Genomic DNA, 26787 nt, shown 5'->3' with positions numbered 1-26787 from the left:
GCTCAGAGCGTACGGCTCACGCCGCGTTGGCCAGCCGGTCCCGCCACCAGGCGATCGTGGCTGCCAGCGCCTCGTCCATCGGGGTCGGCTTCATCCCGAAGGTCGTCTGGAAGTCGGTCGAGTCCATGACGAAGGGCCGGACGAACTGGTAACGCAGCTCCTCAAGCTCGGCGATCATGGGCGAGACCAGGCCCCCGGCGCGGAGCACCCAGTGGGGCATAGCCCTGATCCCCGGATCGCGGACGCCCGCGATCTCGCACATCCGCTCCGCGATCTGGCGCGCCGTGACCGGCTCCGTCGTCGGGATGTGCCAGGCGCGGCCCCAGGAGCGGTCGTCGGTCGCGGCCGTCACCAGGGCGGCGGCCACGTCGGGCACGTAGGTCCAGCTATGCGTCTGGTCGGGGTCGCCGATCATGCGGACCGCCTTGCCGCCGAGCAGCCGGGGCACGAGCCGCTCCCCCAGGTGCGACTGGTCGAGGCAGCCCGGCCCGAAGTAGTCAGAGCCGCGCACCTCGGTCACCCTGACCTCGCCCGCCTGATGGGCCGCCAGAGCCTGCTCCCACATCCGCGCCCTGATTTTCCCCTTGGCGCTCGGCGGGCTGAGCGGGTCGTCCTCCCGCATGGGCCGCTCGGGGGCGGCGTAGACGTAGAGGTTGCCGAGGATGACGTATCCCGCCCCGTTCTCCCGCGCCGCGGCCAGCAGCGACTCCGCCATCGGCGGCCAGTCCTGCGCCCAGCGGTGGTAGGGCGGGTTGACGCAGTTGTGGAGGGCGTCCGCGCCCTTGGTCAGGCTGGTCATCCGCTCCCGGTCCACCACGTTGGCGGCGACCCGGGTGACTCCCGGCAGGTCGGGACCCGACCCGGAGCGGCTGACGAGGACGACCTCGTCCCCCCGCTCCGCCAGGAGCCTGGCGACCTGCGAGCCGACCTGTCCCGCTCCCGCGACGACATGCTTGCCCATGTCCGTTCCTTTCCCTTCGAGCCTTTCGAGGCACCGGTCACTGGTGCCACAGCAGCCGCAGCGCGGCGTTGACGACGTAGACGGCGGCGAAGACGAGGCCGGGGACCAGGCGGCCCGCCATGACCAGTGCCACGGCGCCGCCGCCGAACCACAGGACTTCGAGGGCCACCCTGGCGAGCCCGGTGAGCGGGATCCTCGCGTCGTTGGCGGCCCCGAAGACGGCCCAGACCGCGATGAACAGGGCGGGCGTGCCGAGTCCGAGCAGCAGCCGCAGCGGCCAGTTCTGCCCCACGGTGAAGCCCCAGAACCCCGTCGCGCCGAGAACGCCGAGCTCCAGCAGGAACATGACGAGGAGATTGAGGTTCTTGGCCAGGGACAGCATCGGGGGACTCCTTGGAGATTGCCATTCCGTTTCGAGAGCAATGCTCTCCCAAGCCGCTCGCGCCCGTCAAGAGCAGTGCTCTCTTTTTCTTGCATCGCTCTGATATGGTCCGGACATGAGTGCAAGCCGTACGGCGCGTGAACGGGTCCGCGCCGAGCTGACCAGGGAGATCACCGACATCGCGCGCGGCCAGTTGGCCACGGAGGGGGCCTCAGGCCTGTCGCTGCGCGCCATCGCCAGGGAGATGGGGATGGTCTCCTCCGCGATCTACCGCTACTTCCCCTCCAGAGACGACCTGCTGACGGCCCTGATCATCGACGGCTACAACGCCCTCGGGGAGGCCGTGGAGAAGGCCGACGCCGCCGTCGCACGCGAGGACCACACGGGGCGGTGGCTTGCCGTCTGCCACGCCGTACGGGACTGGGCGCTGGCCCACCCGCACGAGTACGCCCTGCTGTACGGCTCGCCGGTGCCCGGCTACAAGGCCCCGATGGACACCGTCGCCGCGGCGATCCGCGACACCGTGGTCTACGGGCGGATCGTCTCCGACGCCCACGAGGCCGGGGTCCTGAACCCCCGGGACGGCTTTCCCGCCCCGCCCGCGGCCTTCTCCGGCGACGCGGGCCGGGTGCGCGACATCATCCCCGGGGTCCCCGACGACGTCATCGCCCGCGCCCTGCTCGCCTGGACCGGGCTGTTCGGCTGGGTCAGCTTCGAGCTCTTCGGCCAGTTCAACAACGTGATCCTGGATCCCAGGGCGGCCTTCGAGCACGCCATGCGCTGCCACGCGGCCCTGCTCGGCCTGCCCGCCTGAGCCGTCAGCGGCCGGTGAGCAGCGTCCTGTACTCGTCGGGCAGGCCCGCCATGACGTCGAGGAAGCCCCGTTCCGTCGTGGCCTCGCGCAGCGTGGTGAGGACGGCGCTGGCGTGCCCCCGCACGTCCTGACCGTCCGCCCGCTGCCGCTCGGCCACCCGCAGCACGAAGTCCTCAAGCGGCACCCGCACGGCCTCCGCGCGCCCCTCGGCCGCCCCCCGCTTGAGGGGCTCGTGCAGCGGTACGGCGAGCTCGCCGATCAGGTTCTCCGCCCTGCCCTCCGCGACGCACTCGGCGAGCGTCTCCAGCACCGCCTCGGTCGCGCGGTGGGCGTCGGCCGCCTCAAGCCCGGCCCGGCTCGCGACCCGGGCGAGGAACTCCTCGGCGGGCATGATCCTGACGCCGCGCCGTCTGGCCTCGGCGACCAGGGACTCGAAGTCCTCGGGCAGGCAGGCGGCCACCCCGTCGATCGCGCCCGGCGCCGTCACCTCTCCGAGCAGCCAGAAGACCTCCCGCGCGTGCCGCGCCGCCACCTCGACGTCGACCCCCTCGCGCTCGGCGACCCGGCGCAGGAACTCGTCCACGTCGAAGGGCTCGGGGTCCCTCCCGGTGCGCATCCACGCCCGCACCCGCTCGGGTAGCCGCCCCAGCAGACCCTCGCCGACCGAGAGCCGCTCACCCAGAGTCCCGAGCGTCGCGCGCACCGCGCGCTCCGCCTCGTCCTCGTCAAGACCGGCGTACCGACTCAGGGTGCCGATGAACTCCTCGTACTCCACGGCTCGCTCCTCCCCCGGATCGTGGGGCGACGCCCTTCCCGTTCCAGCTACCGGTCAGTTACCCCGAATCCAGAATCGGCCACCAATGGCCCCGGTCAACTCGGCGTAGAGCGCCCCTCCCGATCCCACCGTACGGCCCGCGCACCGCCCCGGGGAGGGCCACACGTGCGCACTATGCGGAACTTTGCGCCCTACCTATTGACGCAAGAAATCGAATTCCTGTTGATTGTCGTCAATCCCGCGACGGCGACCCCCATCGGAGTCCGCCCGCGGTGCCACCGTCCGCCCCGGGGCCGGTCTCTTGTCGTTTCGTGCTCGTTTTTCCGTCATGCAAGGAAGTGAAAGAATGCCGAGAAACCGCCTCGCGTCATCCCTTTTCTCAATGGCCGTCGCCGGCGTGCTGGCCGCCGTGCCCCTGGCGTCCCCCGCCTCCGCGTCCTCCACCTCCGCCGCGCCGATCTGCGCGAGCGAGTGGAACACGACCAAGGCCTACGCCGGTGGGCTCGTGGCCTCCTACCAGGGTCACAACTGGCGGGCGAAGTGGTGGACCCGCGGCAACGTCCCCGGCGGCCCCTCCGCCATCTGGACTGACCAGGGAGCCTGTGAGGCGAGCGAGGGCAACTTCGTCGTCACCGAGGCGCAGTTCAACGAGATGTTCCCCAAGCGCAACCCCTTCTATACCTACAACGGCCTGGTCACGGCGCTGAGCGCCTACCCCGCCTTCGCGGGCACCGGCAGCGACACCGTCAAGAAGCAGGAGGCCGCGGCCTTCCTCGCCAACATCAACCACGAGACGGCCGGCCTGTTCTACATCGTCGAGGTGAACACCGCCAACTACCCCCACTACTGCGACACCGACCAGCCCTTCGGCTGTCCCGCGGGCCGTTCCTCCTACTACGGCCGCGGCCCGATCCAGCTGAGCTGGAACTACAACTACAAGGCCGCGGGCGACGCCCTGGGCATCGACCTGCTCAACAACCCCAACCTGGTGCAGACCGAGGCCTCCGTCGCCTGGATGACCGGCATCTGGTACTGGATGACCCAGAACGGCCCCGGCACGATGACCCCGCACACCGCGATGGTCAACGGCGCCGGGTTCGGTGAGACGATCCGCAGCATCAACGGCTTCCTGGAATGCGACGGCGGCAACCCCCGCCAGGTGCAGAGCCGCATCGACGCCTACAAGCGCTTCGCCGCGATCCTCGGGGTCGACCCGGGCGACAAGCTGAGCTGCTGATCCCAGCCGGCGGGGGCGCGCACCCCCGCCCGCGGGCCGCCCGGACGAATTCGTCCGGGCGGCCCGACAGGAAATAAGTCTTCGGCTTTTCCGTTGCCGGTCGCGCCGGAATTTCCACGGAACCGTCCGGATCCAACGGGCGGAGCATTCGTTAGGAAACTTTCCTCCGAAATACCGGAGGTACCGGAAACAGTCGTAAGCATAAAAAAAATCGGGAGGGGACCCGCCCCCGCAGGGTTCCCTCCCGAGTCACCCTCTCCGGGCGCCGTCCCGGCTCACAGGTCCGGCAGCCAGGAGCCGTGGAAGCCCGCCGGGACACGGCGGGGAAGCTGGACCGAGGCGACGAACTCCAGGTCCGCCGCGTCCAGGACGAGCAGGTGTGACGCCTCCCCCGAGTGGTCGGTGACGATCGACATCAGCCAGCCACCGTCCTCGGCCTTCGCGTCCTGCGCGGGCACGAAGATCGCCTCCCCGGGCTGCCCGCCCGCGTCCCTGACCAGCGCCGCGCCGCTCTCGGTGTCGTACTTCACGATCGCGTCGTCGGAGACGGTGTAGAGCAGGCGGCTCTCCCTGCCGAGCAGGTCCTCGTTGAACGTGGGGAACTCGACAGCGCGGTCGTCACGCTGCTCCTCGGTCGCCTTGCCGGTCGCCGGGTCGAGCACCCAGCGGTGCAGCACCGCCCCCTCGGTCTCGGCGGCGGGGTTGTCCGAGCCGCTGATCCTGCCCCAGATGGAGGTGAAGGACTCCCGCGCGTAGCGGATGGCGTCGAGCACCACCCGTCCCGAGGCGTCCTCGCGGGCGTTGCCGACGTGGAAGACGTAGCACGGGTCGATCTCGAACCAGGTCACCCGCCCGTCGCGGTCCATCACACCGAGCCTGGCGCCGTAGGAGTCGCTCCACTGGAACGGCAGGCTCTTGCCGACCAGCTCCATGTCGAAGACGACCGGCAGGTCGAGCCAGATCACGTAGTTCTCGGTGATCGCGAAGTCGTGGATCATCGTCGGCCCCGGCACCTCGACCACCCGGCTCTCGACCAGTTCCCCCGCCGAGGACAGCCGGTGGTAGGTCAGGTAGGGCGGCATGAAGCCGTACCCGAAGAAGTGCAGCTCACCGGTGACCGGGTCCAGCTTGGGGTGGGCGGTCATCGCGCTGGTCAGCCGCCCGCCGAAGTCACACGACCCGACCGTGTCCAGCTCGGGCGTCATCTCGTACGGGAAGCCGCTCTCGACCAGCGCGAGGATCCTGTCCGCGTGCCGGATGACGGAGGTGTTCGCGCTGACGGCGGTCCTGTCGAGGCCGTTGGGGCCGATGAGCCTGGCGCCCTCGGTGAAGGAGCGGGTGCGGACCCAGCGGTTGCGGTACCACTCCGCGCGGCCGTCACGCAGCCTGACGCCGTGGATCATGCCCGCCCCGGCGAACCAGTGCCCCGAGTCGTGACCCGGCAGCGGGTTGGGGCCGTTGCGGAAGTAGCGGCCCGTCAGCTCGGCCGGCAGGGCGCCGGTGACCGGCAGGTCGAAGGCGCCGATCTCGTCGGGGACCGGGGCGAGGTTGCCGCTGAGGTAGGCGGGGGTTTCGGAGATCTCGGGAGTGGTGGTCACGTGCTGCTCCAGATGACTCGTTGGGAATCGTTCAGGCCACGCCACGGGCGTCCCGGTAGCGGGCGGAGACGATCTTCGGGTAACGGACGGTGAAGACCATGGGCACCACGAAGGTGACGACCTTGACGGCGATGACGGCGGCGGTGGCGTGCGGGGCCACGTTCAGCAGCACGGCCAGCAGCACCGCGGCGACGACGAAGGCGGTCCCCCACACCGCGGTGATGACCGCGTTGACCCGGTAGAACCGGGGCGTCCGCCAGACCTCCTCCGGCGCCATGCTCCTGGCGATGCCGAGGGTGAAGGGCTTGCGGATGGCCAGCGACCCCCAGGCGGTGAGGGCCAGCCAGGCGTTGACCAGGGCCGGGCCGTACGGCATGAGCGAGGAGGAGGGGTCGGCGAAGGAGATGGCCGCGGTCAGGACGAAGAAGATCGCGGCACTGGTCTCGATCACCATCTGGTCCCAGTCCTTGCCGGAACGGCGGTCGACAACGATGAGTCCGAGCGCGATCACCAGCCCGGCCAGGGCTCCCCAGCGCCACTCGTCGCCGGTGGCGATGACGGCGTAGACGATCCACGGGAGAAACCCAAGAAAACTGCGGACCATGACTCGCACTCTCTTCACGTTCGACATTCCTATGCAGACAGGTCAAAGCTAGACATTCCTGTATCGACATGTCAACACAGGAATGTAGGATCGGGGCATGAGCCTCCGACACGCGCTGCTCGGCCTGCTGAGTCAGGGACCCGCGAGCGGCTACGACCTGCTGAAGACCTTCGACGTCTCCCTGGCCAACGTGTGGCCCGCCACGCAGAGCCAGGTCTACGCCGAGCTTGGCCGTCTCGCGAGCGCGGGAATGGTCGAGGTGAGCGCGCAGGGTCCCCGGGGGCGCAAGGAGTACGCCGTCACCGAGGCGGGGCGCGCCGAGCTGCGGCACTGGCTGACGCAGACCGACCCCGGCCCGCTGTCCAGGCGCAGCGAGATGCTCCTGCGCGTCTTCTTCCTCGGCGAGGTCTCCCCCGAGCAGGCCCACGACTACCTGCGGCGGCAGGCCGAGCTCGGCGAGGAGCGGATCAGGAGGCTGGCCCCCCTGCGGGAGATGGTCAGCACGATGGACGACAGCCTGTCGATCTACGGCAGCCTCGCGCTGGAGTGGGGAATGCGCTTCAGCGCCCTGCAGCGCGACTGGGCCCTGTGGGCGGAGAAGGAGATCGAACGGCTGCCCGAGCACAGACGGTGCGAGCAGCCGAACACCGAAACGGAGCGGACATGACGCGGCCGCGTCGAAGGAACAGGGGACGTTGAGGTGTGCCGCCCGGCGGATCGTGCCGGGCGGCCTTCGTGAGTCTTAGCGGCCCGCGCGGTTGACCGCGGAGATGATGGCCTTCAGGGAGGCGGTCGTGGTGTTGGCGTCGATGCCGACGCCCCACAGGGCCTGGCCCCCGACCTCGCACTCGATGTAGGAGGCCGCCTTGGCGTCGGTTCCCGCGCTCATCGCGTGCTCGGCGTAGTCCAGGACGCGGACCTGAACCCCGATCTTGGCCAGGGCGTCGCAGAAGGCCGAGATGGGGCCGTTGCCGACGCCCTCGACCTCGCGGATCTCCCCGTCCACGCGCAGGTCGACGCCGATGGCGTCCTCGTCGTCGCCCCTGGAGACCGTACGGTGGGCCAGCAGCCCCAGGCGCCCCCACGGCCTGGCGGGGTTCGGGAGGTACTCGTCGGTGAAGACCTCCCACATCTGGGCCGGGCTCACCTCTCCCCCCAGCTCGTCGGTACGGCCCTGCACGACGCGGGAGAACTCGATCTGCAGGCGGCGCGGCAGGTCCAGGTGGTGGTCGGCCTTCATGATGTAGGCGACCCCGCCCTTGCCCGACTGGCTGTTGACCCGGATGACCGCCTCATAGGTGCGGCCGATGTCCTTGGGATCGATCGGCAGGTACGGCACGCCCCAGGTGAAGTCGTCCACCTCGACGCCCGCGGCGGTGGCGTCGCGCTCCATGTGCTCCAGGCCCTTCTTGATGGCGTCCTGGTGGGAGCCGGAGAAGGCGGTGTAGACCAGCTCGCCGCCCCAGGGGTGGCGCGGGTGGACGGGCAGCTGGTTGCAGTACTCGGTGACCCGGCGGACCTCGTCGATGTCGGAGAAGTCGATCTGCGGGTCGATGCCCTGCGAGAACAGGTTCATGCCCAGCGTGACCAGGCACACGTTGCCGGTGCGCTCACCGTTGCCGAACAGGCAGCCCTCGATGCGGTCGGCCCCGGCCATGTAGCCCAGCTCGGCGGCGGCCACGGCGGTGCCCCGGTCGTTGTGCGGGTGCAGCGACAGCACGATCGAGTCGCGGTAGGCCAGGTTGCGGTGCATCCACTCGATCTGGTCGGCGTAGACGTTGGGCGTGGCCATCTCCACGGTCGCGGGGAGGTTGACGATGACCTTGCGCTCCGGGGTCGGCTGCCAGACGTCGTTGACGGCGTTGCAGATCTCCACGGCGTACTCCAGCTCGGTCCCGGTGAAGGACTCGGGCGAGTACTGGAAGTAGATCTCGGTGTCGTCCATCTCGGCCGCGAGCTTCTTGCACAGCTTGGCGCCCTCGACCGCGATGGCGGTGATGCCCTCCCTGTCCTGGCCGAAGACGACCCTGCGCTGCAGCGTGGAGGTCGAGTTGTACAGGTGGACGATGGCCTGCTTCGCGCCGCGCAGCGACTCGAAGGTCCGCTCGATCAGTTCGGCCCTGGCCTGGGTGAGGACCTGGATCACCACGTCGTCGGGGATCCGGCCCTCCTCGATGATCTGCCGGACGAAGTCGAAGTCGGTCTGCGAGGCGGAGGGAAAGCCGACCTCGATCTCCTTGTAGCCCATCTCCACCAGCAGCTCGAACATCTTGAGCTTGCGGTGGGAGTCCATCGGGTCGATCAGCGCCTGGTTGCCGTCACGCAGGTCCACGGCGCACCACCGGGGGGCACGGTCGATGACCTTACCCGGCCAGGTGCGGTCGTCCAGCCGTACCGGAACAAAAGGCTGATAGCGCGCGAAAGGCATGGAACTGGGCTGCTGCTGCGGGTACATGAAAGGCTCCTCGACGAGAAAGACGATCGCGGCCGACACGCATGGCTCGCTCCGCGACGAGGGAGCCGGCCTGTTACAGGCCCTCGTCGCGGCAGCTAAGAAGCAGCCCGCGCAGCATGCCTAGCACGTTAGCAGACGAGGGCGAATACCTGAGACGCGGTCTCACATCGCGGGACGCGAGGGGCGGGTGTGACCTCTCTGAGCTGCGGAAACCCCCCGGCGGTCTCCTGGCCGCGGAGGGGCGCGGGTTACAGTGGCGACCATGAAGGACGACGACATCCTCGCCCACATCCACGAGCTGATCGCCGAGGAACGCGACCTCCGGCGGGGGCTGGCCTCCGGCGCGATCTCCTCCCACGAGGAGAACAACCGGATCAAGGAGCTTGAGGAGGCCCTCGACCAGGCGTGGGACCTGCTCAGGCAGCGCAGGGCGCGCAGGGAGTTCGGCGAGGACCCCGACTCGGCGGAGCCGCGCCCGGTGCGGGAGGTCGAGGACTACCGCCAGTAGCGCGGGTTCCCTCAGCCGGCCGACCTGCCCTGGCAGCGCGAGTCGACGGGGAGCGTGGGACGGGACGGGGCTATCCAGGAGGCCATGTTCTGCTCCACGTACCAGCCGTGCAGGTTGACCGGGGTCCTCGGCACCTCGCCCGGGTCGGGGCACAGCACCCTCGACTTGAGCGCCTCGTTGCGGACGAAGCTCACGGCGCCCTCCCGCCCGAGGACGGTGAACATCCGGTCGTCGCCCGCGACCAGATAGCCGACGAGCACCGTGGTCCTGCCCTCCTCCTCGACCTGCAGGGCGGTCAGCGGCAGGATCGGCGCCCGCATCACGATCACCCCGACCAGGAACGGCGCGAAGATCGCGATGGCGATGGCGATGCCGTGGGTGAGCGTGCGCGCGGCCACCTCGGGGACGGGCCCGGTGAGCAGCACCGCGGCCCCCGGCGGGAGCGTGAGCAGGATCGAGGTCGGCACGTCACGGGCGGCGAAGGCCGTACTGATCGCCGGCCACAGCACCACGTAGGACAGCAGCGCGACCATCAGCGGCAGCGCGTAGCAGAAGGCCGTGCGCAGCCCCTCGTGGTGCGGGAACCGGTCGCGGATCGTCAGCCCCGCCGCGGCCATCGCCAGCATCGCCAGCGTCGGCAGGAAGCGCAGCTGCCAGGAGAACAGGCCGATCACCACGGCCAGGACGACCACCCAGCTGGGCAGCCGCTGCGCGGTGCGCACCAGCCACGAGGAACGGCGCGCGCTGATCCAGTAGAGGGTGCCCAGCACCCTGCCGCCCAGGATGAGGGCGGGCAGCACCCACACGCTCGTCAGCAGGACGGCGGTGAGCATGCCGAGCGGGCTGATGCTCTGCACCAGCAGGAGAAGCGTCTGGGTGTCCTGCCTGCTGGCGTACCACAGCCGCATCACCAGCAGGACGACCGGGAAGACCGGCAGCAGCGCGAGCAGCCACTCCTGGTTCCTCGGCGTGGCCATGACTCGCCGGGGACGTTTCACCGGGACAGACACTCCTGGGCGCTGGCCAGACCCCGCTCCCACGGCCATCTGCGGATCGGCGGGGGAAGCACGCACGGCTGCTCCGACTGGGCGACGTTGACGTCGGGGCTGGCCAGGAGCATCGGCTCGATGTTGTCCTTGTAGGCGTCCTCCCAGCCGTGGTTCTGGGGGTCGGCGTAGGAGCGGTAGAGCGCGAGGTTGACCAGGTCGCGCAGCGCGGCGTTCGGGCCCGCGTTGACCGCCCACATCTCGGTCTTCTCCAGCGCGATGTCGTGGTGGACCAGCCCTCCCGCCGACTCCTTGACGAACCCCGCCAGGATGGCCGCGTCGGTCGTCACCGCGTCGTACTCCCCGCCCTTCAGGCCCTCGACGCATTCGCTGATCCGGTTCTTGGCGGTGACGAACGCGCTGGTCGCCCGCTCAAGCTCGACCTCCGAGGTCGAGGTGCCGAGCGTGCAGACCTTCTTACCCCTCAGCTGCCCCAGGGAGGTGACCTTCCCCTGGTAGTCGGACCTGGTCACCACGGACTGCTCGGTGTAGAGGTAGGGCGTGGAGAAGCCGACGGAGGGGTCCTTCTGCCGCTCGGGCGTCACGCTGAAGGTCGCGACCACGAGATCGACCCTGACGAAGCGGCCGTCCTTGTCCCGGGCCTGCATCCGGGCCCTGTCCTCGGTCTCGATGGCCATGAAGGCGACCCGGTCCTTCGAGTAGCCCAGGTCCGCGGCGATCATGTAGGCGATGTCGATGTCGAAGCCCCTGAAGACGCGGGTTCCGGTCTTCTCCTGGAGCGCGATGCCCGGGGTGTCGTCCTTGACCCCGACCCGCAGGATCTCCTTGCCGAACAGGCCCGCCTTCTCCCGCAGTTCGGCCTCCGTCGGCGGCCCGTTGACCCACAGGACCGAGGCGCCGACCACGACGGCCGCCAGGACCAGCGCGATCCAGGCGGTCAGCCGGAAGCGCCGCACCCTGCGCGCCCTGCCCGTGGGGACACGGAGCCCGACCGGGGCGGGCTGCTCCTGCCACTCCTGCTCGGGAAGCTCGGGCTCGGGCGTCTCGGGCGTCTCGGGCAGCTCGGACGGCTCCGGCGGCTCGGGGCGGGGCGGCTCCTGTGGTTCCTGCCCCCGCGCGATTTTCTCGGTCACTGCGCCCTTGACCTCCTCTTTACCCCGAAGGCTACGCCGGATTTCCCGGATTCCGGGAGGCCTTCATCAAGACGAGATCGAACAGAGCATCCCCTATTTACCGGAAAAATGCCCATAAAAGCATTCAACAATGGCCATACAAATCCGTTGAAAAACCCATAAGGGCAGGTCAAGACCCATGGAACGCCCTTGCGAGTTTCTCCCCACGGCGTCTGCCGGACGGCGTACGGCAGCGGCCCCCGGTGGTGTGGGAAACCCTCAGTCGTAGAAGCCGAGACGGCGTAGCTGCTTGGGGTCGCGCTGCCAGTCCTTGGCGACGCTGATGCGCAGGTCGAGATAGACCCGGCTGCCGAGCAGCGCCTCGATCTGCCTGCGGGCCTGACTGCCGACCTCCTTCAGGCGCGCCCCCCGGTGACCGATCACGATGGCCTTCTGCGACGGGCGCTCGACGAACATGTGCGCGTAGATGTCGAGCAGGTCGTCACGGCCCTCGCGGGGCAGCATCTCGTCCACGACGACCGCGATGGAGTGCGGCAGCTCGTCCCTGACCCCTTCGAGCGCGGCCTCCCTGATCAGCTCGCCGACCAGCACCTGCTCCGGCTCGTCGGTGAGCTGCCCTCCCTCGTACAGCGGCGGGCTCTCGGGAAGCCGGTCGATCAACACGTCCGCGACCACGTCCAGCTGCTCGCCCGACTCCGCCGAGACCGGGACGATCTCCGCGAACTCCGCGAGCTGGGAGACCGCCAGCAGCTGGGCGGCGATCTGCTCGCGGGTCGCCAGGTCGCACTTGGTCACCACGGCGACGACCGGGGTCTTCTTGACCGCGGCGAGCTTCTCCGCGATGAACCGGTCACCCTTGCCGACCGGCTCGTTGGCGGGCACGCAGAAGCCGATCACGTCGACCTCGGTGAGCGTGGACAGCACCAGGCTGTCCAGCCGTTCGCCCAGCAGGGTCCTCGGCCGGTGCAGCCCGGGGGTGTCCACGATGACGAGCTGGGCGTCGGGCCGGTGCACGATGCCCCTGATGGCCCTGCGGGTGGTCTGCGGCTTCGAGGAGGTGATCGCCACCTTCGTGCCGACCAACGCGTTCATCAGCGTGGATTTGCCGACATTGGGCCTGCCGACGAAGCAGGCGAAACCGGCGCGGAAATCAGCGGCTGAGGAACTCACGCCAACCATTGTCCCCGATGGAACGGTCAGCTCTGACGCAGCGTCCCGTCAGGACCGGCGACGAGCAGCCTCTCCCCACCCAGATCCCGTACGGCGAGCACGTCCGCCTCCGCGGGACCCTCCGCCGCCGTGACCAACGCCGCCGCCTCAAGAGACTCGGCCCCGCTGGAGACGGCCATCGCCACGGCCACCTGGAGCGCCGACAGCGTCAGCGACGGCAGCGCCACGTTGGTCGCCGAATAGGTCCGCCCCGTCTCGTCTCGTACGGCGGCGCCCTCGGCGGCGCCGTTGCGGGCGCGGGCGGAGCGGGCCAGCACGATGATCTTGTTGTCCTCTGCGTCGAGGGTCGCGTCACTCACGGCACAAGGGTATTCAGCGCGCCTGACCCGTGCGAGCGCCGGGACCGCTCAGGAGGCCGCGCCATCGATGAGCGAGCGGGTGAGCTGCCCCGTGCGCGCGGCGTCCACCCTGGCGACGCCGGTGTGCACCAGCGAGACCAGGGTGTTGCCCGTCAGGGCGAAGACGACGTGCATCTCGTAGGGGTAGCCGTTGAGCCTGCCCCGCAGCCGTCTGGCCTGGACGTCGGAACCGGCGTCGTCGAGCCGCAGCCGGGAGACCCGGAACAGGGTGCCCTTGCCCGCCAGGGCGTTCCTGGCCACCCGGCAGCCGTCCAGTGCCCGGGTCAGCTCGGCGAAGCGGAGTTCGGCGCCCTGGCCGGTGTAGGAGGCCATGCTGACCCCGGCCAGTTCCCCCAGCCTGTCGCCCGGGTAGGTCACGGCCACCCGTGTCCGCCCGCCGGGATCGACGCCCCCGTCTCCGGCCGTGTCGAGCAGGAGCCTGCAGTTCTGGTTGGCCGCCCTGAACGGGGGCACCCACCCGTCGCGTGCCCTGGCCGAGAAGCCGTCGGGCAGCCGCGAGGCCCCGGCCCGCAACAGTCCCCGCAGCCTCGTCAGCTCCGCCCGGGAGCCGTCGCCCCCCGCCGAGGCGTCGCGCGCCGTACCGCCCCCGCACGCGGCCGCCCCCACGGCCAGCATCCCGCAGATCGTGACCGCAATAACAACTCGAATCCCCCGCGTCATGACTCATCCCCCGATGTCACATGCGAGATACCTTGTCCCCGCCGTCCGCTTTCTTCCCTGCAGCAAAAGCGGCAATCGCCAAGAAACGCCTAAGGGTGCCCTCAACCCACCCCATGCGGTTGAGAACACCCTCCAGCGAGCGACGCGAGGCCGTCTGCCACAACCTCTCGTGCCTTTTCCCCCGTGCCTTTCGTCTCGGCGCCGCGAACCCCTCCCGACGCCGGCCCCCATCGGCTCCCGTGTGAGCGGGTGCCGTGGGACCACAGTGCCCGGCGGCGGTTGCAGGCCGCTTGCGGGCCGCTTGAAAGCCGCCTTCCCCAGGGGTCAGTCGTGGCCCGCGGACGCCTCGACCGAGTCGGGCTCGGCCGGGGCGACCCGCCTGACCAGGACCGTGCCGATCCGGTTGCGGCGGCCCGCCAGGCTCTCGGCCGTGAGGCTGAGCCCCTCGACCACGGCCTCTGAGCCCGCGATCGGCACCCGGCCGAGGGCGTGCGCCAGCAGGCCGCCCACGGTCTCGACGTCGTCCACCTCTAGCTCGACGCCGAACAGGTCGGCCAGGTCGCTCACGGGCAGGCGGGCGGTCACCCGTACCGAGCCGTCGTCCAGCGACTCGATCCTGGGCACCTCCTGGTCGTACTCGTCGGTGATCTCACCGACGATCTCCTCAAGGATGTCCTCGATGGTGACCAGACCGGCTGTCCCGCCGTACTCGTCGATGACGATGGCCTGGTGGATCTGGCGGGCCTGCATCTCGCGCAGGAGCTGGTCGATCGGCTTGCTCTCCGGCACGTAGGAGGCCGGGCGCATGATCGTCTCGATCTGCTCCGACTGCCCCTGCTCGCCGGTGTCCTGCAGGCGCCGCACGACGTCCTTGAGGTAGGCGATCCCGATGACGTCGTCCTCGTTCTCCCCCACGACGGGGATGCGGGAGAAGCCGCTGCGCAGGGCGAGCGACAGCGCCTGGTTCAGGGTCTTGCCGCGCTCGATGAAGACCATGTCGGTGCGCGGCACCATGACCTCGCGCACCAGGGTGTCGCCAAGCTCGAAGACCGAGTGGATCATCTCCCGCTCGTCCGGCTCGATGACCCTGCGCTCCTCGGCCAGGTCGACCAGGTCGCGCAGCTCGGCCTCGGAGGTGAAGGGCCCCTCCCTGAAGCCCTTGCCGGGCGTCACGGCGTTGCCGATGAGGATGAGCAGCTTGGGCAGGGGGCCGAAGATCCTGGTCAGGCCGTACACGAGGGGAGCACTGGCCAGGGCGATCGGCTCGGCGTGCTGGCGGCCGAGCGTGCGCGGGGAGACCCCGACGATCACGTAGCTGATCACGATCATGACGGCCGCGGCGGCGGCGTAGGCCCCGCCCTCGTCGCCGAGCAGGTCGATGAAGAGCAGCGTGGCGATCACCGTGGCGACCAGCTCGCAGCTCAGGCGCAGCAAGAGCAGCAGGTTGAGGTAGCGCGGTGGGTCGGCGACGATCGCCTGCAGGCGCGTGGCGCCCCGGCGTCCCTCACGCACGAACTCCTCGGCCCGCACCCGTGAGATGCGGGTGAGGGCCGTCTCCGCGCTGGCGATCAGGCCGCCGACCACGACGAGGACGACGGCCGAGAGCAACCACCCGTTGGCGAAGTTCACCGCTTCGGGCGCACTTTTCGCCACGACTCGAGAAGCTCGCCCTGCAGGCCGAACATCTCCTTGTGCTCCTCGGGCTCGGCGTGGTCGTAGCCGAGCAGGTGGAGGATGCCGTGGGTGCACAGCAGCTCAAGCTCGGCCTCCGTGCTGTGCCCCGCCTCGGCGGCCTGCTTGGCCGCCACCTGCGGGCACAGCACCACGTCGCCCAGGAGCGCCGGGTCGGTCGGGGCGTCGCCCTCCTGACGGGCGCCGCTGCCGGGACCGGGCCGCAGCTCGTCCATCGGGAAGGCGAGCACGTCCGTCGGCCCGGGCTCGCCCATCCACTGCTCGTGCAGCACCGACATGGCCTCCTCGTCCACGACGAGGATGGACAGCTCGGCGAGCGGGTTGATGTCCATCCGCTCCAGCACGTGCCCGGCCAGGGAGACGATGAGCCCCTCGTCGATCTCGACGCCGGACTCGTTGTTGACCTCGATGCTCATCGGTCGCTCACCGTTCTTCCCCTGGGACGCTTCACCACGCCCTTGATCGGCTGCGGCTCGTCGCGCCGCTGCGTCTCGTCGTAGCGACCGTAGGCGTCGACGATGTCGCTGACCAGCCTGTGCCGTACCACGTCGGAGCTGGTCAGGCGGCTGAAGTGGATGTCGGGGATGCCGTCCAGGATCTCCTGGACCACCTTCAGACCGCTCTGCGTGCCACCGGGCAGGTCGACCTGGGTGACGTCACCCGTGACGACGATCTTCGAGTTGAACCCCAGCCGCGTCAGGAACATCTTCATCTGCTCGGGCGAGGTGTTCTGCGCCTCGTCGAGGATGATGAAGGCGTCGTTGAGCGTACGGCCGCGCATGTAGGCCAGCGGGGCGACCTCGATCGTACCCGCGGCCATCAGCCTGGGGATCGAGTCGGGGTCGATCATGTCGTGCAGCGCGTCGTAGAGCGGGCGCAGGTAGGGGTCGATCTTCTCGTAGAGCGTGCCGGGAAGGAAGCCGAGCCGTTCGCCCGCCTCGACCGCGGGACGGGTGAGGATGATCCGGTTGACCTTCTTCTCCTGCAGCGCCCTGACCGCCTTGGCCATGGCCAGGTAGGTCTTGCCGGTGCCGGCGGGGCCGATGCCGAAGACGATGGTGTGCCTGTCGATCGCGTCGACGTAGCGCTTCTGGTTCACCGTCTTGGGACGGATCGTCCGGCCCCGCGAGGAGATGATGTCGAGGGAGAGCACCTCGGCCGGACGGTCGGAGTTCATACGCAGCATCGCGATGCTGCGCTCGACCGCGTCGGGCGTGAGTTCCGCGCCCCCGCGGACGAGCTCGACCAGCTCCTCGAAGAGGCGCACCACGGTGCTGCTCTCCTCAGGGCTTCCGGTGATGGTGATCTCGTTGCCCCGGACGTGGATGTCGGCGCGGAAGGAGCCCTCGACGACCCGCAGCAGCTCGTCGCGCGAGCCCAGCAGGCTCACCATCGAATGCTCGTCCGGAATCACTACCTTCGCCTGGGTCCTGCTGGGACCCTTGGCCCTGGGCTGGGGCGTTCTGCTGGAATCGTTTGTCTCGGACATAGGCGGGCCTTTCGGCCTGTTCGCCTCCAGATATCGGGTTCAGACTTCCACGCCATCGTATCCGTGTTCGACCCGATCGCGCCTTCCCGTTTTCACCCGGGCGGCCAGGTCAGGCCGCGTCCGCCGAGCACGTGTCCGTGCACGTGGAAGACGGTCTGCCCGGCCTCGGGGCCGGTGTTGAACACGAGGCGGTATCCGGCCTCGGCGACGCCCTCCTGCTCGGCCACAGTGTGCGCCGTCCTGAGCACCTCGTCGGCGAGGCCGTGGTCGGCCGCCGCCAGCGCCGCCGCGTCCCGGTAGTGGTCCTTGGGGATCACCAGGACATGGGTCGGCGCCTGGGGGTTGACGTCCCTGAAGGCCAGGGTTCGCTCGGTCTCTAGGACCACCCGCGCGGGGATCTCCCCGGCCACGATCCTGCAGAACAGGCAGTCGGCTTCACTCACCATGCGGGCACCCTATCCCTCCCGGATCCCCGGTGCCGTTGTCAATCGGTGATGGTGCATCGTCAGCAAACAAAGATCCGCCCAGCTAAGGTAAGTGTGCAAAACTTCAACAACGACAGCCCATGCGATTAGCACGATGTGGCCGCCTGGCGAGGACACGACTGGGTCATGCCCCCTAATGAACCGGCAGAGCGTAAACCCTCTGGGAAGGCCGAGCGTCCCACTGATGTGACCACCGAGACCCTCGTGGCCGACAGGTCGCTGGGGGCGGTGCCCGTCGGTTGGGACGCCGACATGGCCGTGACCGCGCTCTACAGCGCGCACTATCGGTCTCTTGTGCGTCTCGCAGTTTTGCTCGTCCGCGACATGGCAACCGCGGAGGAAGTCGTGCAGGATGCGTTCGTCGCCATCCACGGCGCCTGGCGCCGCCTGCGTGACACCGACAAGGCACTCGCCTACCTGCGTCAGTCGGTCGTCAACAGATCGCGATCCGTGCTGCGCCACCGGGCGGTCGTTGAGAAGTACGCGCCGAAGGGCCTGCCCGACGCGCCGAGCGCCGAGAACGGCGCCATCGGCGAGCTGGAGAGGTCAGCCGTCATCGAGGCGCTTCGTGGCCTGCCCGCCCGGCAGCGGGAGGCCCTGGTCCTGCGTTACTACGGTGATCTGTCGGAGGCGCAGATCGCCCACGCGATGGGCATCAGCAAAGGCGCGGTCAAGAGCCACACGGCTCGCGGCATGGCCGCCCTACGAACCTCACTGGAGCAACTGTCATGACCGACTCCCCCGACGACGAGTACGGCGAGCTTCTCCGCCGTGCCCTGAGCGCGGAGGCGAACTCGGTCGTTCCCTCCCCGGACGGGCTGGAGATCATCCGGGCCCGCATAGAGCGCCGCGGGCTCCGTGGGCTGATGTGGTGGCGCGCCGGGGCCTCCGTGGCGGGGGCCGTCCTCGTCGCGGCGGCGGTCGTGATGGTCGTCCCGCAGTTCCGTCACGACACGAAGCAGGTCCAGAGCGGCGAGGTCAACTTCACCGTGCCGACGAGCCCGGAGATGTCCGCGACGTCGCGGCCTCCGCTGCGGACCACGGCGCCGCCCCCGCCCCCGGTGAAGCCGAGCGTCACGCCGCCCGCGCCGTCGCCGTCGACCGCGAAGTCCGCGTCGCCGAGCGCGAAGCCGTCGGGCAAGCCGTCCAGGACCCCCACGCCCTCGCCGTCGCCGACCTGCGGAACGGTTCCCCCCGGCACCACGGTCGAGCCTGAGGAGACGCAGAAGGGGTGCCAGGAGCCGACCGAGACCCCGGCCCCGCCGGAGCCCTCGGAGACGAACGGTTCCTCCGACTCTCCCTGCGCGGCCGACGAGTGCCCCCCTGAGGACCCCCAGCGGACCCCGGTGCAGACGGACTCCTCGCCCACCTCCGCCCGCCCCTGAGAGCCGGGTTCCCTCACCAGCGGCCCGTGCGGGACTGCAGCACGGCCGCGGCGGCGACGCCCGCCGTCGAGGTGCGCAGCACCGTGGGCCCCAGCAGCGCGGTCACCGCGCCCGCCTCGCGGAAGGCGGCGAGCTCCTCCTCGGCGACCCCGCCCTCAGGACCGACGACCACGACGATGTCGCCGTCGGCGGGCAGGGGAAGGGCCGACAGCGGCGTGGCCGCCTCCTCGTGCAGCACGACGCCGAGCGCGGCCGCCGACAGCAGGGTGGCGACCCGGGAGGTCGTCGCGGGCTCGGTCACCTCGGGCAGCAGGAAGCGCCGTGACTGCTTGCCCGCCTCCCGTGCCGTGGAACGCCAGCGGCCCAGGGACTTGGCCGCGCGCTCGCCCTTCCACTGGGTGACGCACCTGGCGGCCGACCAGGGGACGATCACGTCGACCCCGGCCTCGGTCATCATCTCGACCGCCAGCTCTCCCCTGTCGCCCTTGGGCAGGCCCTGCACGACGACCAGGCGGGGACGCGGCGGCGCGACCTCGTAGCGGCGCAGCACCTCGACCCGCAGCGAGTCCCTGCCCGCGTCACGGACGACGCACTCGGCGACCGTCCCGGCCCCGTCGGTGAGGTCGAGCCGCTCTCCCGCCCGCAGCCGCCGTACGGCAGCCGCGTGGCGGCCCTCCTGGCCGCCGAAGACGAACTCCGGCCGGGCCAGGTCGTCCGGTTCGGCCAGGAAGACCGGGACGGTCATCGGCCCTCGCCGGGGTCAGCGGCCATTGAAGGCGTCCCGCAGGCGGGAGAAGAAGCCCTGCTGCCCGGGGGCGAACTTGCCAGGCGGGCGCTCCTCGCCGCGGAGCCTGGCAAGCTCGCGCAGGAGCTCCTCCTGTGCCTGGTCGAGGCGGGCTGGCGTCTCGACGTTGACGTGGATCAGCAGGTCGCCCCTGCCGGTCTCGTTGAGGCGCTGGATGCCCTTGCCGTACAGCGGGATGGTCTGCCCTGACTGGGTGCCGGGGCGGACATCGAGCTCCTCGGGGCCGTCGAGCGTCTCCAGCGTCAGGATCGTGCCGAGCGCGGCGGCGGTCATCGGGATCTGCACGGTGCAGTGCAGGTCGTCGCCGCGACGCTCGAAGGTCTCGTGGGGGCGCTCGACGATCTCCAGGAACAGGTCGCCGGGCGGGCCGCCACCGGGGCCGATCTCGCCCTCGCCCGCGAGCTGGATGTGGGTGCCGTCCTCGACGCCCGCGGGGATGCGGACCTTGATGGTCCGCCGGGTGCGGACCCGGCCGTCGCCGGAGCACTCCTGGCAGGGGTTGCGGATGATCGAGCCGAACCCGCCGCACTGCGGACAGGGGCGGGAGGTCATGACCTGGCCGAGGAAGGAGCGGGTGACCTGGGAGACCTCGCCGCGCCCGTGACAGACGTCACAGGTGTCGGGGTGGGTGCCGGGCGCCGCGCCGGAGCCGGTGCAGACCTCACACAGGACCGCGGTGTCCACCACCAGCTCGCGGGTCGTGCCGAAGGCCGCCTCCCGCAGGTCGAGCTCGACCCTGATGGTGGCGTTGCGCCCCCTGCGGGCCCGGGAGCGGGGGCCACGCCCGGCGCCGCCGCCCGCCGCGCCGAAGAAGGCGTCCATGATGTCGCTGAAGGGGAAGCCCGCGCCGAAGCCCCCCGCGCCCGCGCCGCCCGCGGAGAACGGGTCGGCGCCCATGTCGTACATCTGGCGCTTGTTGGGGTCGGACAGCACCTCGTAGGCCTGGGTGATGTCCTTGAACCGCTCCTGGGTCTCAGGGTCGGGGTTCACATCGGGATGCAGTTCCCTGGCCAGGCGGCGGTAGGCCTTCTTGATCTCCTCCGCGCTGGCGTCGCGCCGCACCCCCAGGGTGCCGTAGTAGTCGCTCTTAGTAGCCACTTAGTTGACCTCTTAGGATGCAGCCAGGATCTGGCTGACGTAGCGTGCCACCGCGCGCACCGCGCCCATCGTGACCGGGTAGTCCATACGTGTCGGACCCAGCACACCGAGCCGGGCCAGTTGTTTGCCACCCGAACCGTACCCGGCGGCGACGATCGACGTGCCCTGGAGACCCGTGTAGGGGTTCTCCGAGCCGATGCGCACCGTCAGCGCCGACAGGTCCGAGGTCTCACCGAGCAGGCGCATGAGCACCACCTGCTCCTCAAGGGCCTCCAGCACGTCGCGGAGCCCGACGGTGAAGTCGGCCCCCGCGAGGTTGGCGGTCCCCGCGAAGACGATCTTCTCATCATGTCGGTCCACGAGGGACTCCAACAGGACGGACAGGATGGTGGCCGCGACGGGCCTGTCCTCGGCGGGGAGCCGTTCGGGCAGGTCGGCGACCATGTCGGGAACACTGGCCAGCCCGCAGCCGTCCAGACAGGCGTTGAGCACCGCGCGCAGATGCGCCACGCGGTTGTCGTCGATGACCTCCTGCAGCTCGACCACGCGCTGCTCGACCCGCCCGGTGTTGGTGATGAGCACGAACATCAGGCGGCGCTCGTTCAGCGGGACCAGCTCGACGTGGCGGATCTTGGAGTTGGACATCGTGGGGTACTGGACCACGGCGACCTGGCGGGTCAGCTGGGCCAGCAGCCGCACCGTGCGCATCACGACGTCGTCGAGATCGACGGCGCCCGCGAGGAAGCTCTCGATGGCCCGTCTCTCCGCGCCGGACAGCGGTTTCACCTGGGAGAGGCGGTCGACGAACAGCCGGTAGCCCTTGTCCGTCGGCACCCGGCCCGCGCTGGTGTGGGGCTGGGCGATGTAGCCCTGCTCCTCCAGCACCGCCATGTCGTTGCGGATGGTCGCGGGTGACACGCCCAGGTTGTGGCGATCCGCGAGAGCCTTCGAGCCGACCGGCTCGTTGGTGGACACGTAGTCCTCGACGATGGCGCGTAGGACCGCCAGTTTGCGGTCGTCAACCAACGTGCTCACCTCCTACCTGCCTCGGACGGGAAACGCCAGGTCTGGCACTCGGTGTTCCCGAGTGCCAAGTGTACGGCTCCAGCCCGGGGGGTGCGAGAACACGGCACCAGGATGAGCGGGAGCAAGCCATTGTCAAGTCAGCTGCTATCGCTATCCAAGCGGTAAGGGCCACAATTCGGTATATGTCCAATGATTTCGGATCCCCTTCCGGCGGCGGCGCCCCGCACGGCCCCGGCTACGGCGCCCCCCAGCAGCCGTACGGCCAGCCCCACCAGCAGCAACAGCAGTACCAGCAGGCCGGCCCCTCCTACGGCTACCCGCCCCCGGGATACGGCGCTCCGCAGGGCCCGCCGCCGAAGGTGAAGCCCAGCATCGGCTGGATCGTCGGCGCGTGGCTCGTCTTCGTGCTGAGCGTGATCATTGGCTTCGTCGGCTTCGCGGGCGGTCTCTTCAGCGCGGTCACCGAGGCGGCCCCGGCCTCCTACTTCGGCCCCAGCGAGAAGACGACAGTCAGCATCGACCCGGCGAACAAGCCCGCCATCTACGTCTCCGCGGCCAAGGGCACGAACTTCGAGTGCCAGATCGAGGGCGCCCCCGGGACCGTCAAGCTCCAGCGGCCGAACTTCCAGCAGACCGTCACCACCACCGGAGGGGAGGTGTGGGAGCTGGCCCTGCGGATCGGGGTGGACAAGGCGGGCGACTACCCGATCACCTGCACCACCTCGGGCGGGGTCGACGCCAAGTTCGGCGTGGGCAGGGAGATCGCGGCCGACTCCGTGATCGGCGGCACGGTGGTGCTGTTCGCGGTGCCGGGCCTCGGATTCCTGCTGGCCGTCCTCGTGACGATCGTCGTGCTGGTCAAGCGCAGCGGCGCCCGTAAGCGCCAGGCCGCGGCCGCCGCCGGCCAGTGGGGCCAGCCGGGACCGTACGGCAGGTGAGAACCGCTCCGCGCCGCCGCTCTTTGCTACCGTCCGACGTGATCCCTTGCGAGAGGTGGCTGACGGTCGGTGATGTACGAGCGTGACGTGCTGGCGGGAAACTGGCGCCGCCCCCTCAAGGGGAAGATCCCCCAGGTCCCCGCGGAGCCCGACCTGGTCGTCGAGGACGCCGAGAGCGGCTTCTGCGGTGCCGTGGTCGCCTGCGACAAGGAGGCCGTCACCCTGGAGGACCGCTTCGGACGGCGGCGCCTGTTCCCGCTCGACCCCGCCGCCTTCCTCCTTGAGGGCAAAGTGGTGACGCTCGTACGGCCCGCCGCCGTGTCCCCGGACTCCCGGGGGCCACGGCGCAGCGCCTCGGGCTCCATCGCGGTCGAGGGCCTGCGGGCCCGGGTCGCCAGGGAGAGCAGGATCTACGTGGAGGGCGTGCACGACGCCGCGCTGGTCGAGAAGGTCTGGGGTCACGACCTGCGCGTCGAGGGCGTCGTGGTCGAGTACCTCGAAGGCGTCGACCACCTCCCCGAGATCGTCGCGGAGTTCGAGCCCGGCCCCGAGCGCCGTCTCGGCGTGCTCGTCGACCACCTCGTCGCCGGGTCCAAGGAGAGCCGGATCGCGGCGGAGGTCTCCTCGCCCCACGTGCTGGTCGTCGGGCACCCGTTCGTGGACGTCTGGCAGGCCGTCAAGCCGTCCACGCTGCGGATCCCCGCCTGGCCGGTGGTGCCGCGCGGCCTCCCCTGGAAGGAGGGCGTCATCGCCGCCCTCGGCTGGGGCGTCGAACCCGCCGACGCCTGGCGCCGCATCCTCGGGGCGGTATCCACCTACGCCGACCTCGAACCCGAGCTTCTCGGCCCGGTCGAGCGCCTGATCGACTTCGTGACCGACCCCGCCCAGGACGACTGAACCTCCCGTTCCTCAAGGACCCTCAAGGAGAGGCCATGAGCGAGACCCCCGAGCCGTTCCCGCGCGAGGAGCACACCAGACTGGGGTACGGCGCCTGGCCCGGCCCCCAGCCCGGCCAGGGATACCCGCCCCAGGGCGGATACCCGCCCCAGGGCGCCGGGCCGTACGGCCAGCAGGGGTACGGCTACGGCGGCTACGGTCCCGGTTACGGCGGGTACGGCCCGCGGCCCGGCAGCGACGACACGACCATGGCGATGCTCGCCCACCTGCTCGGCCTGCTGACGTCCTTCGTCGGCCCGCTGGTGCTCTACCTCGCCAAGCGGGACGAGGCCCCCTACGTACGGGCCCAGGCCGCCGAGGCGCTGAACTTCCAGCTCAGCCTGATGATCGCCTACCTGGTCTCCTGGCTCCTGGCCTTCGTGCTGATCGGCTTCCTGCTGATGCCGCTGCTCTGGATCGGCTCGGTCATCCTGATGATCATCGCCTCGGTCGCGGCCTATCGCGGGGAGAACTACCGCTATCCGCTGAACATCCGTTTCGTGAGCTGAGGCCGTACCCGATCAGGTCAGGTCGCGCACCAGGGCGTCGGCCAGCAGGCGGCCCCGCAGGGTGAGCACCGCCCGTCCCGTCTTGAACGGCTCGACCTCAAGGAGGCCGTCCGCCAGCGCCCTGGCGACGACCCTCGGCCTGTCCAGCTCGCCGAGGGGGAAGCCCGCGGAGAGCCTCAGCTCCAGCATCAGGCGCTCGACCGCCCTGTCGCCCGGGGTGAGCACCTCGCGGGCGTGCGCGGGCGAGACTCCGGCGGTCAGGCGCTGGGCGTAGGCCGCGGGGTGCTTGACGTTCCACCACCGGGTGCCCCCGACATGGCTGTGCGCGCCGGGGCCGACCCCCCACCAGTCGCCACCGGTCCAGTACAGCAGGTTGTGCCTGCAGCGGGCCGCCTCCGAGGTGGCCCAGTTGGACACCTCGTACCACTCGAACCCGGCCTCGGCGAGCATGGCGTCGGCGATGAGGTAGCGGTCGGCGGCCACGTCGTCGTCCGGCATCGGCAGCTCACCGCGGCGGATCCTGGCCGCGAGCCTGGTGCCGTCCTCGACGATCAGCGAGTAGGCCGACACGTGGTCGGGCCCCGCCTCGATCGCCGCGGACAGGGAGGCCCGCCAGTCGTCGTCGCTCTCCCCCGGCGTGCTGTAGATCAGGTCCAGGTTGACGTGCTCGAACCCCGCCGCGCGGGCCTCGGCGACGGCGTGGGCGGGACGGCCCGGGGTGTGGGCCCGTTCGAGCACCCGCAGCACGTGCTCGCGGGCGCTCTGCATGCCGAAGCTCACCCGGTTGAACCCGCCGCCGCGCAGCTCCTCCAGGTAGGCCGGATCGACCGACTCGGGGTTGGCCTCCGTGCTCACCTCGGCTCCGGGCGCCAGGCCGAACTCCTCCCCGATCGCCGCGAGGATCCGGACCAGGTCGGCCGCGGGCAGCAGGGTCGGGGTGCCGCCGCCGAAGAACACGGTCTCCACCGGCAGGTCCACGTCACCGAGGTTGGCGCGTGCCCGCCGTACCTCGCGGATGGCTGTGTGCGCGTAGTCCTCGCGGGAGGCGCCAGGGCCCAGCTCTGAGGCGGTGTAGGTGTTGAAGTCGCAGTAGCCGCAGCGGGTCACGCAGAAGGGCACGTGGACGTAGAAGCCGAAGGGCCGCTCCCCCAGGCCGTCGAGCGCGCCCTCGGGCAGGTCACCTGAGGGGGGAACGGGATCGCCGTCGGGAAGTGTGGATGGCACGTGACCAAGTCTGCCGCCCCGGACGCGGTGCCCGGTACGCGAGATCACGCCAGACCGTTGACGGGCAGATCGCCCCAGTCTACGATCCGGGAAAACTTAAAGGAAAGTTTCCTATAAGTTCCACCCCCCAAGGCCCCCCAGGCAACGTGGAGAAGCCCGTGCAGAGACTCCTCCGGAACACGCTCGCCGTGGCACTGGCCGCCGGACTCGCGGCCACCGCCGCCCCGGCGACAGCCCAGGCCCAGACCACCACCGGCCACGGTGACCGCTTCAAGCGGGTCGCCTACTTCATCCAGTGGGGCGTCTACGGCCGCAACTACCACGTCAAGGACGTGGAGACCAGCGGCGCAGCGGCCAAACTGACCCACATCAACTACGCCTTCGGATCCGTGAGCGCCGAGGGCGACTGCGTCTCCTCGGACGCCTGGGCCGACTGGCAGCGGCCGGTACCCGCCGAGCAGAGCGTGGACGGCGTCGCCGACGCGCCCGGCCAGGCGCTGAACGGCAACCTGAACCAGCTCAAGAAGCTCAAGGCCAAGCACCCCGGCCTCAAGGCGCTGATCTCCCTCGGCGGCTGGACCGGCTCGAAGTACTTCTCCGACGCGGTCCTCACCCCGCAGAGCCGCGCCAGGCTGGCCGCCTCCTGCATCGACCTGTGGCTTCGGGGCAACCTGCCCGACACCGCCGCGGGCACCGGCGCCGGTGTGTTCGACGGCATCGACCTCGACTGGGAGTGGCCCGGCAGCGCGGGCAACGACGGCAACGTCATCAGGCCCGAGGACAAGCAGAACTTCACGCTGTTCACCACCGAGCTGCGCCGCCAGCTCGACCGCTACGACCGGCGCAGCGAGCTGACGGCCTTCCTGCCCGCGGGCGGGCCGAAGATCGACGCCGGCTTCGAGGTGCGTGACGTTTTCAAGAACCTCACCTTCGCCACCATCCAGGGCTACGACCTGCGCGGCTCGTGGGACCCGATCACCGGTCACAACGGCAACCTGTTCACCGACCGGCGCGACCCCAACACCGTGAAGTACAGCGTCGAGCAGACCGTGCGTGACTACCTGACCCGCGGCGCCCCCGCCAAGAAGATCGTGGTCGGCATCCCCGCCTACGGCCAGGGCTGGACCGGCGTGACGGCGGGCGGCAACGGCCTGTTCAAGCCCGCGACCGGACCCGCCCAGGGCACCTGGGGCGCCGGCACCGAGGACTACAAGAACCTGGTCAAGAAGCCCGGCAAGCGCTACCGCGACGTGCTGACCGGCGCCAACTGGCTCTACGACGGCAACGAGTTCTGGTCCTACGACGACCCGGCCACAGTCCTGCAGAAGGCGGCCTACATCCGCCTGCGGGGTCTGGGCGGCTCGATGATGTGGTCCATCGACCAGGACGACAGCAAGGCGTCCCTCACCTCGGCGCTCTACAGCGTCCTGCGCTGAGGCGCCCCTGAGACCGGGCGGGGCCGCGATCCTGGGTCATC

At 70.0% G+C, this 26787-nt stretch carries 29 protein-coding genes; 10 read left to right on the top strand and 19 right to left on the bottom strand.

Going from position 1 to position 26787, the window contains the following annotated elements; genetic code table 11:
* Positions 1-16 precede the first annotated feature (16 nt).
* A complete protein-coding gene (locus FHS44_RS26935) occupies positions 17-961 on the bottom strand; it encodes an NAD-dependent epimerase/dehydratase family protein (protein WP_184719538.1) in 945 nt (314 codons plus the stop codon).
* A 37-nt stretch (positions 962-998) separates the two neighbouring features.
* Positions 999-1343: a YrdB family protein gene (locus FHS44_RS26930; RefSeq protein ID WP_184719535.1), complete on the bottom strand. Its 345-nt coding sequence runs from the start codon at positions 1341-1343 to the stop codon at positions 999-1001.
* A 115-nt stretch (positions 1344-1458) separates the two neighbouring features.
* On the opposite strand from FHS44_RS26930, the gene FHS44_RS26925 reads away from it, so the two are divergent.
* Positions 1459-2157, top strand: coding sequence for a TetR/AcrR family transcriptional regulator (locus tag FHS44_RS26925; RefSeq protein ID WP_184719533.1), 699 nt, complete (start codon positions 1459-1461; stop codon positions 2155-2157).
* 4 nt (positions 2158-2161) lie between these two features.
* On the opposite strand, the gene FHS44_RS42445 is transcribed toward FHS44_RS26925, so the two are convergent.
* Positions 2162-2932 (bottom strand): DUF2267 domain-containing protein, encoded by a 771-nt coding sequence (locus FHS44_RS42445; RefSeq protein WP_184719531.1) that lies wholly within the window; start codon positions 2930-2932, stop codon positions 2162-2164.
* A 382-nt stretch (positions 2933-3314) separates the two neighbouring features.
* Here FHS44_RS42445 and FHS44_RS26915 point away from each other — a divergent pair, with 382 nt between their 5' ends.
* Complete coding sequence (locus FHS44_RS26915) at positions 3315-4169, top strand: glycoside hydrolase family 19 protein (protein ID WP_246436067.1); 855 nt, start codon at positions 3315-3317, stop codon at positions 4167-4169.
* Between the two features lie 275 nt (positions 4170-4444).
* Here FHS44_RS26915 and FHS44_RS26910 read toward each other — a convergent pair whose 3' ends face one another.
* Together FHS44_RS26910 and FHS44_RS26905 are read right to left on the bottom strand one after the other, a co-directional pair.
* Positions 4445-5767: a carotenoid oxygenase family protein gene (locus FHS44_RS26910; protein ID WP_312863828.1), complete on the bottom strand. Its 1323-nt coding sequence runs from the start codon at positions 5765-5767 to the stop codon at positions 4445-4447.
* Between the two features lie 31 nt (positions 5768-5798).
* The gene (locus FHS44_RS26905; protein WP_221461334.1) at positions 5799-6389 is read right to left on the bottom strand and encodes a DUF3159 domain-containing protein; all 591 of its coding nucleotides are present in this window, start codon (positions 6387-6389) and stop codon (positions 5799-5801) included.
* A gap of 79 nt (positions 6390-6468) precedes the next feature.
* On the opposite strand from FHS44_RS26905, the gene FHS44_RS26900 reads away from it, so the two are divergent.
* Positions 6469-7038, top strand: coding sequence for a PadR family transcriptional regulator (locus FHS44_RS26900; RefSeq protein ID WP_184719527.1), 570 nt, complete (start codon positions 6469-6471; stop codon positions 7036-7038).
* Between the two features lie 75 nt (positions 7039-7113).
* Here FHS44_RS26900 and leuA read toward each other — a convergent pair whose 3' ends face one another.
* A complete protein-coding gene (leuA, locus tag FHS44_RS26895; protein WP_184719525.1) occupies positions 7114-8826 on the bottom strand; it encodes a 2-isopropylmalate synthase in 1713 nt (570 codons plus the stop codon).
* 262 nt (positions 8827-9088) lie between these two features.
* Here leuA and FHS44_RS26890 point away from each other — a divergent pair, with 262 nt between their 5' ends.
* Positions 9089-9334, top strand: a complete 246-nt coding sequence (locus FHS44_RS26890) for a DUF2630 family protein (RefSeq protein WP_184719524.1) — start codon at positions 9089-9091, stop codon at positions 9332-9334.
* Positions 9335-9345: 11 nt separating this feature from the next.
* Here the strand turns inward: FHS44_RS26890 and FHS44_RS26885 are convergent, their stop codons facing one another.
* The 9 genes from FHS44_RS26885 to FHS44_RS26845 all read right to left on the bottom strand — a co-directional run bounded on the left by FHS44_RS26885 (position 9346) and on the right by FHS44_RS26845 (position 17347).
* Positions 9346-10311, bottom strand: coding sequence for a hypothetical protein (locus FHS44_RS26885; protein ID WP_184719522.1), 966 nt, complete (start codon positions 10309-10311; stop codon positions 9346-9348).
* A 17-nt stretch (positions 10312-10328) separates the two neighbouring features.
* Complete coding sequence (locus tag FHS44_RS26880) at positions 10329-11474, bottom strand: transporter substrate-binding domain-containing protein (RefSeq protein ID WP_184719520.1); 1146 nt, start codon at positions 11472-11474, stop codon at positions 10329-10331.
* A gap of 258 nt (positions 11475-11732) precedes the next feature.
* Entirely contained in the window at positions 11733-12653 is a 921-nt protein-coding gene (era, locus tag FHS44_RS26875; RefSeq protein ID WP_184719518.1) for a GTPase Era, read from the bottom strand.
* A gap of 17 nt (positions 12654-12670) precedes the next feature.
* On the bottom strand, positions 12671-13003 hold the full coding sequence (locus FHS44_RS26870; RefSeq protein WP_184719516.1) for a cytidine deaminase-like protein: 333 nt from the start codon (positions 13001-13003) through the stop codon (positions 12671-12673).
* A gap of 48 nt (positions 13004-13051) precedes the next feature.
* Positions 13052-13723, bottom strand: a complete 672-nt coding sequence (locus FHS44_RS26865; RefSeq protein WP_184719514.1) for a hypothetical protein — start codon at positions 13721-13723, stop codon at positions 13052-13054.
* Between the two features lie 324 nt (positions 13724-14047).
* Entirely contained in the window at positions 14048-15376 is a 1329-nt protein-coding gene (locus FHS44_RS26860) for a hemolysin family protein (protein WP_312863827.1), read from the bottom strand.
* Entirely contained in the window at positions 15349-15831 is a 483-nt protein-coding gene (ybeY, locus tag FHS44_RS26855; protein WP_184719512.1) for an rRNA maturation RNase YbeY, read from the bottom strand. The genes FHS44_RS26860 and ybeY overlap by 28 nt, the downstream gene beginning before the upstream one ends.
* Positions 15828-16904, bottom strand: coding sequence for a PhoH family protein (locus tag FHS44_RS26850; protein ID WP_184719510.1), 1077 nt, complete (start codon positions 16902-16904; stop codon positions 15828-15830). The genes ybeY and FHS44_RS26850 overlap by 4 nt, the downstream gene beginning before the upstream one ends.
* A gap of 92 nt (positions 16905-16996) precedes the next feature.
* The gene (locus tag FHS44_RS26845; protein ID WP_184719765.1) at positions 16997-17347 is read right to left on the bottom strand and encodes a histidine triad nucleotide-binding protein; all 351 of its coding nucleotides are present in this window, start codon (positions 17345-17347) and stop codon (positions 16997-16999) included.
* 294 nt (positions 17348-17641) lie between these two features.
* Between FHS44_RS26845 and FHS44_RS26840 the strand changes: the two genes are divergently transcribed.
* Positions 17642-18121 (top strand): SigE family RNA polymerase sigma factor, encoded by a 480-nt coding sequence (locus FHS44_RS26840; RefSeq protein WP_184719763.1) that lies wholly within the window; start codon positions 17642-17644, stop codon positions 18119-18121.
* Positions 18118-18774: a hypothetical protein gene (locus tag FHS44_RS26835; RefSeq protein ID WP_184719508.1), complete on the top strand. Its 657-nt coding sequence runs from the start codon at positions 18118-18120 to the stop codon at positions 18772-18774. Before FHS44_RS26840 ends, FHS44_RS26835 begins: the two co-directional genes overlap by 4 nt.
* Positions 18775-18787: 13 nt before the next feature.
* Here the strand turns inward: FHS44_RS26835 and FHS44_RS26830 are convergent, their stop codons facing one another.
* The 3 genes from FHS44_RS26830 to hrcA are packed head-to-tail and all read right to left on the bottom strand — an operon-like array spanning position 18788 to position 21703.
* A complete protein-coding gene (locus tag FHS44_RS26830; RefSeq protein ID WP_184719506.1) occupies positions 18788-19519 on the bottom strand; it encodes a 16S rRNA (uracil(1498)-N(3))-methyltransferase in 732 nt (243 codons plus the stop codon).
* Between the two features lie 15 nt (positions 19520-19534).
* Entirely contained in the window at positions 19535-20677 is a 1143-nt protein-coding gene (gene dnaJ / locus FHS44_RS26825; protein WP_184719504.1) for a molecular chaperone DnaJ, read from the bottom strand.
* Positions 20678-20689: 12 nt separating this feature from the next.
* Positions 20690-21703 (bottom strand): heat-inducible transcriptional repressor HrcA, encoded by a 1014-nt coding sequence (gene hrcA / locus FHS44_RS26820; RefSeq protein WP_184719761.1) that lies wholly within the window; start codon positions 21701-21703, stop codon positions 20690-20692.
* A gap of 182 nt (positions 21704-21885) precedes the next feature.
* On the opposite strand from hrcA, the gene FHS44_RS26815 reads away from it, so the two are divergent.
* From FHS44_RS26815 to FHS44_RS26805, 3 genes are all read left to right on the top strand, one after another.
* Positions 21886-22641, top strand: coding sequence for a hypothetical protein (locus FHS44_RS26815; protein WP_184719502.1), 756 nt, complete (start codon positions 21886-21888; stop codon positions 22639-22641).
* A 72-nt stretch (positions 22642-22713) separates the two neighbouring features.
* Positions 22714-23538: a DUF3097 domain-containing protein gene (locus FHS44_RS26810; RefSeq protein ID WP_184719501.1), complete on the top strand. Its 825-nt coding sequence runs from the start codon at positions 22714-22716 to the stop codon at positions 23536-23538.
* Between the two features lie 35 nt (positions 23539-23573).
* Positions 23574-24086 carry a DUF4870 domain-containing protein gene (locus tag FHS44_RS26805; RefSeq protein ID WP_184719499.1) on the top strand — a complete coding sequence of 171 codons (513 nt, stop codon included), beginning with the start codon at positions 23574-23576 and terminating at the stop codon, positions 24084-24086.
* A gap of 12 nt (positions 24087-24098) precedes the next feature.
* Here the strand turns inward: FHS44_RS26805 and hemW are convergent, their stop codons facing one another.
* Entirely contained in the window at positions 24099-25310 is a 1212-nt protein-coding gene (gene hemW / locus FHS44_RS26800; protein ID WP_184719497.1) for a radical SAM family heme chaperone HemW, read from the bottom strand.
* A 158-nt stretch (positions 25311-25468) separates the two neighbouring features.
* Between hemW and FHS44_RS26795 the strand changes: the two genes are divergently transcribed.
* On the top strand, positions 25469-26746 hold the full coding sequence (locus FHS44_RS26795) for a glycoside hydrolase family 18 protein (RefSeq protein WP_184719495.1): 1278 nt from the start codon (positions 25469-25471) through the stop codon (positions 26744-26746).
* Positions 26747-26787: the final 41 nt, after the last annotated feature.

Source organism: Streptosporangium saharense, assembly GCF_014203715.1.
Lineage (GTDB): Bacteria > Actinomycetota > Actinomycetes > Streptosporangiales > Streptosporangiaceae > Streptosporangium > Streptosporangium saharense.
This window is presented reverse-complemented; position numbering and strand designations above follow the sequence as displayed.

Excerpts from the sequence above, each read along its gene's own strand:
- FHS44_RS26935 (WP_184719538.1), bottom strand. The coding sequence starts at position 961 with ATGGGCAAGCATGTCGTCGCGGGAGCGGGACAGGTCGGCTCGCAGGTC.
- FHS44_RS26930 (WP_184719535.1), bottom strand. The coding sequence starts at position 1,343 with ATGCTGTCCCTGGCCAAGAACCTCAATCTCCTCGTCATGTTCCTGCTG.
- FHS44_RS26925 (WP_184719533.1), top strand. The coding sequence starts at position 1,459 with ATGAGTGCAAGCCGTACGGCGCGTGAACGGGTCCGCGCCGAGCTGACC.
- FHS44_RS26915 (WP_246436067.1), top strand. The coding sequence starts at position 3,315 with ATGGCCGTCGCCGGCGTGCTGGCCGCCGTGCCCCTGGCGTCCCCCGCC.
- FHS44_RS26900 (WP_184719527.1), top strand. The coding sequence starts at position 6,469 with ATGAGCCTCCGACACGCGCTGCTCGGCCTGCTGAGTCAGGGACCCGCG.
- leuA (WP_184719525.1), bottom strand. The coding sequence starts at position 8,826 with ATGTACCCGCAGCAGCAGCCCAGTTCCATGCCTTTCGCGCGCTATCAG.
- FHS44_RS26890 (WP_184719524.1), top strand. The coding sequence starts at position 9,089 with ATGAAGGACGACGACATCCTCGCCCACATCCACGAGCTGATCGCCGAG.
- FHS44_RS26885 (WP_184719522.1), bottom strand. The coding sequence starts at position 10,311 with ATGGCCACGCCGAGGAACCAGGAGTGGCTGCTCGCGCTGCTGCCGGTC.
- era (WP_184719518.1), bottom strand. The coding sequence starts at position 12,653 with ATGGTTGGCGTGAGTTCCTCAGCCGCTGATTTCCGCGCCGGTTTCGCC.
- FHS44_RS26865 (WP_184719514.1), bottom strand. The coding sequence starts at position 13,723 with ATGACGCGGGGGATTCGAGTTGTTATTGCGGTCACGATCTGCGGGATG.
- ybeY (WP_184719512.1), bottom strand. The coding sequence starts at position 15,831 with ATGAGCATCGAGGTCAACAACGAGTCCGGCGTCGAGATCGACGAGGGG.
- FHS44_RS26850 (WP_184719510.1), bottom strand. The coding sequence starts at position 16,904 with ATGTCCGAGACAAACGATTCCAGCAGAACGCCCCAGCCCAGGGCCAAG.
- FHS44_RS26840 (WP_184719763.1), top strand. The coding sequence starts at position 17,642 with ATGGCCGTGACCGCGCTCTACAGCGCGCACTATCGGTCTCTTGTGCGT.
- FHS44_RS26835 (WP_184719508.1), top strand. The coding sequence starts at position 18,118 with ATGACCGACTCCCCCGACGACGAGTACGGCGAGCTTCTCCGCCGTGCC.
- FHS44_RS26830 (WP_184719506.1), bottom strand. The coding sequence starts at position 19,519 with ATGACCGTCCCGGTCTTCCTGGCCGAACCGGACGACCTGGCCCGGCCG.
- FHS44_RS26815 (WP_184719502.1), top strand. The coding sequence starts at position 21,886 with ATGTCCAATGATTTCGGATCCCCTTCCGGCGGCGGCGCCCCGCACGGC.
- FHS44_RS26810 (WP_184719501.1), top strand. The coding sequence starts at position 22,714 with ATGTACGAGCGTGACGTGCTGGCGGGAAACTGGCGCCGCCCCCTCAAG.
- FHS44_RS26805 (WP_184719499.1), top strand. The coding sequence starts at position 23,574 with ATGAGCGAGACCCCCGAGCCGTTCCCGCGCGAGGAGCACACCAGACTG.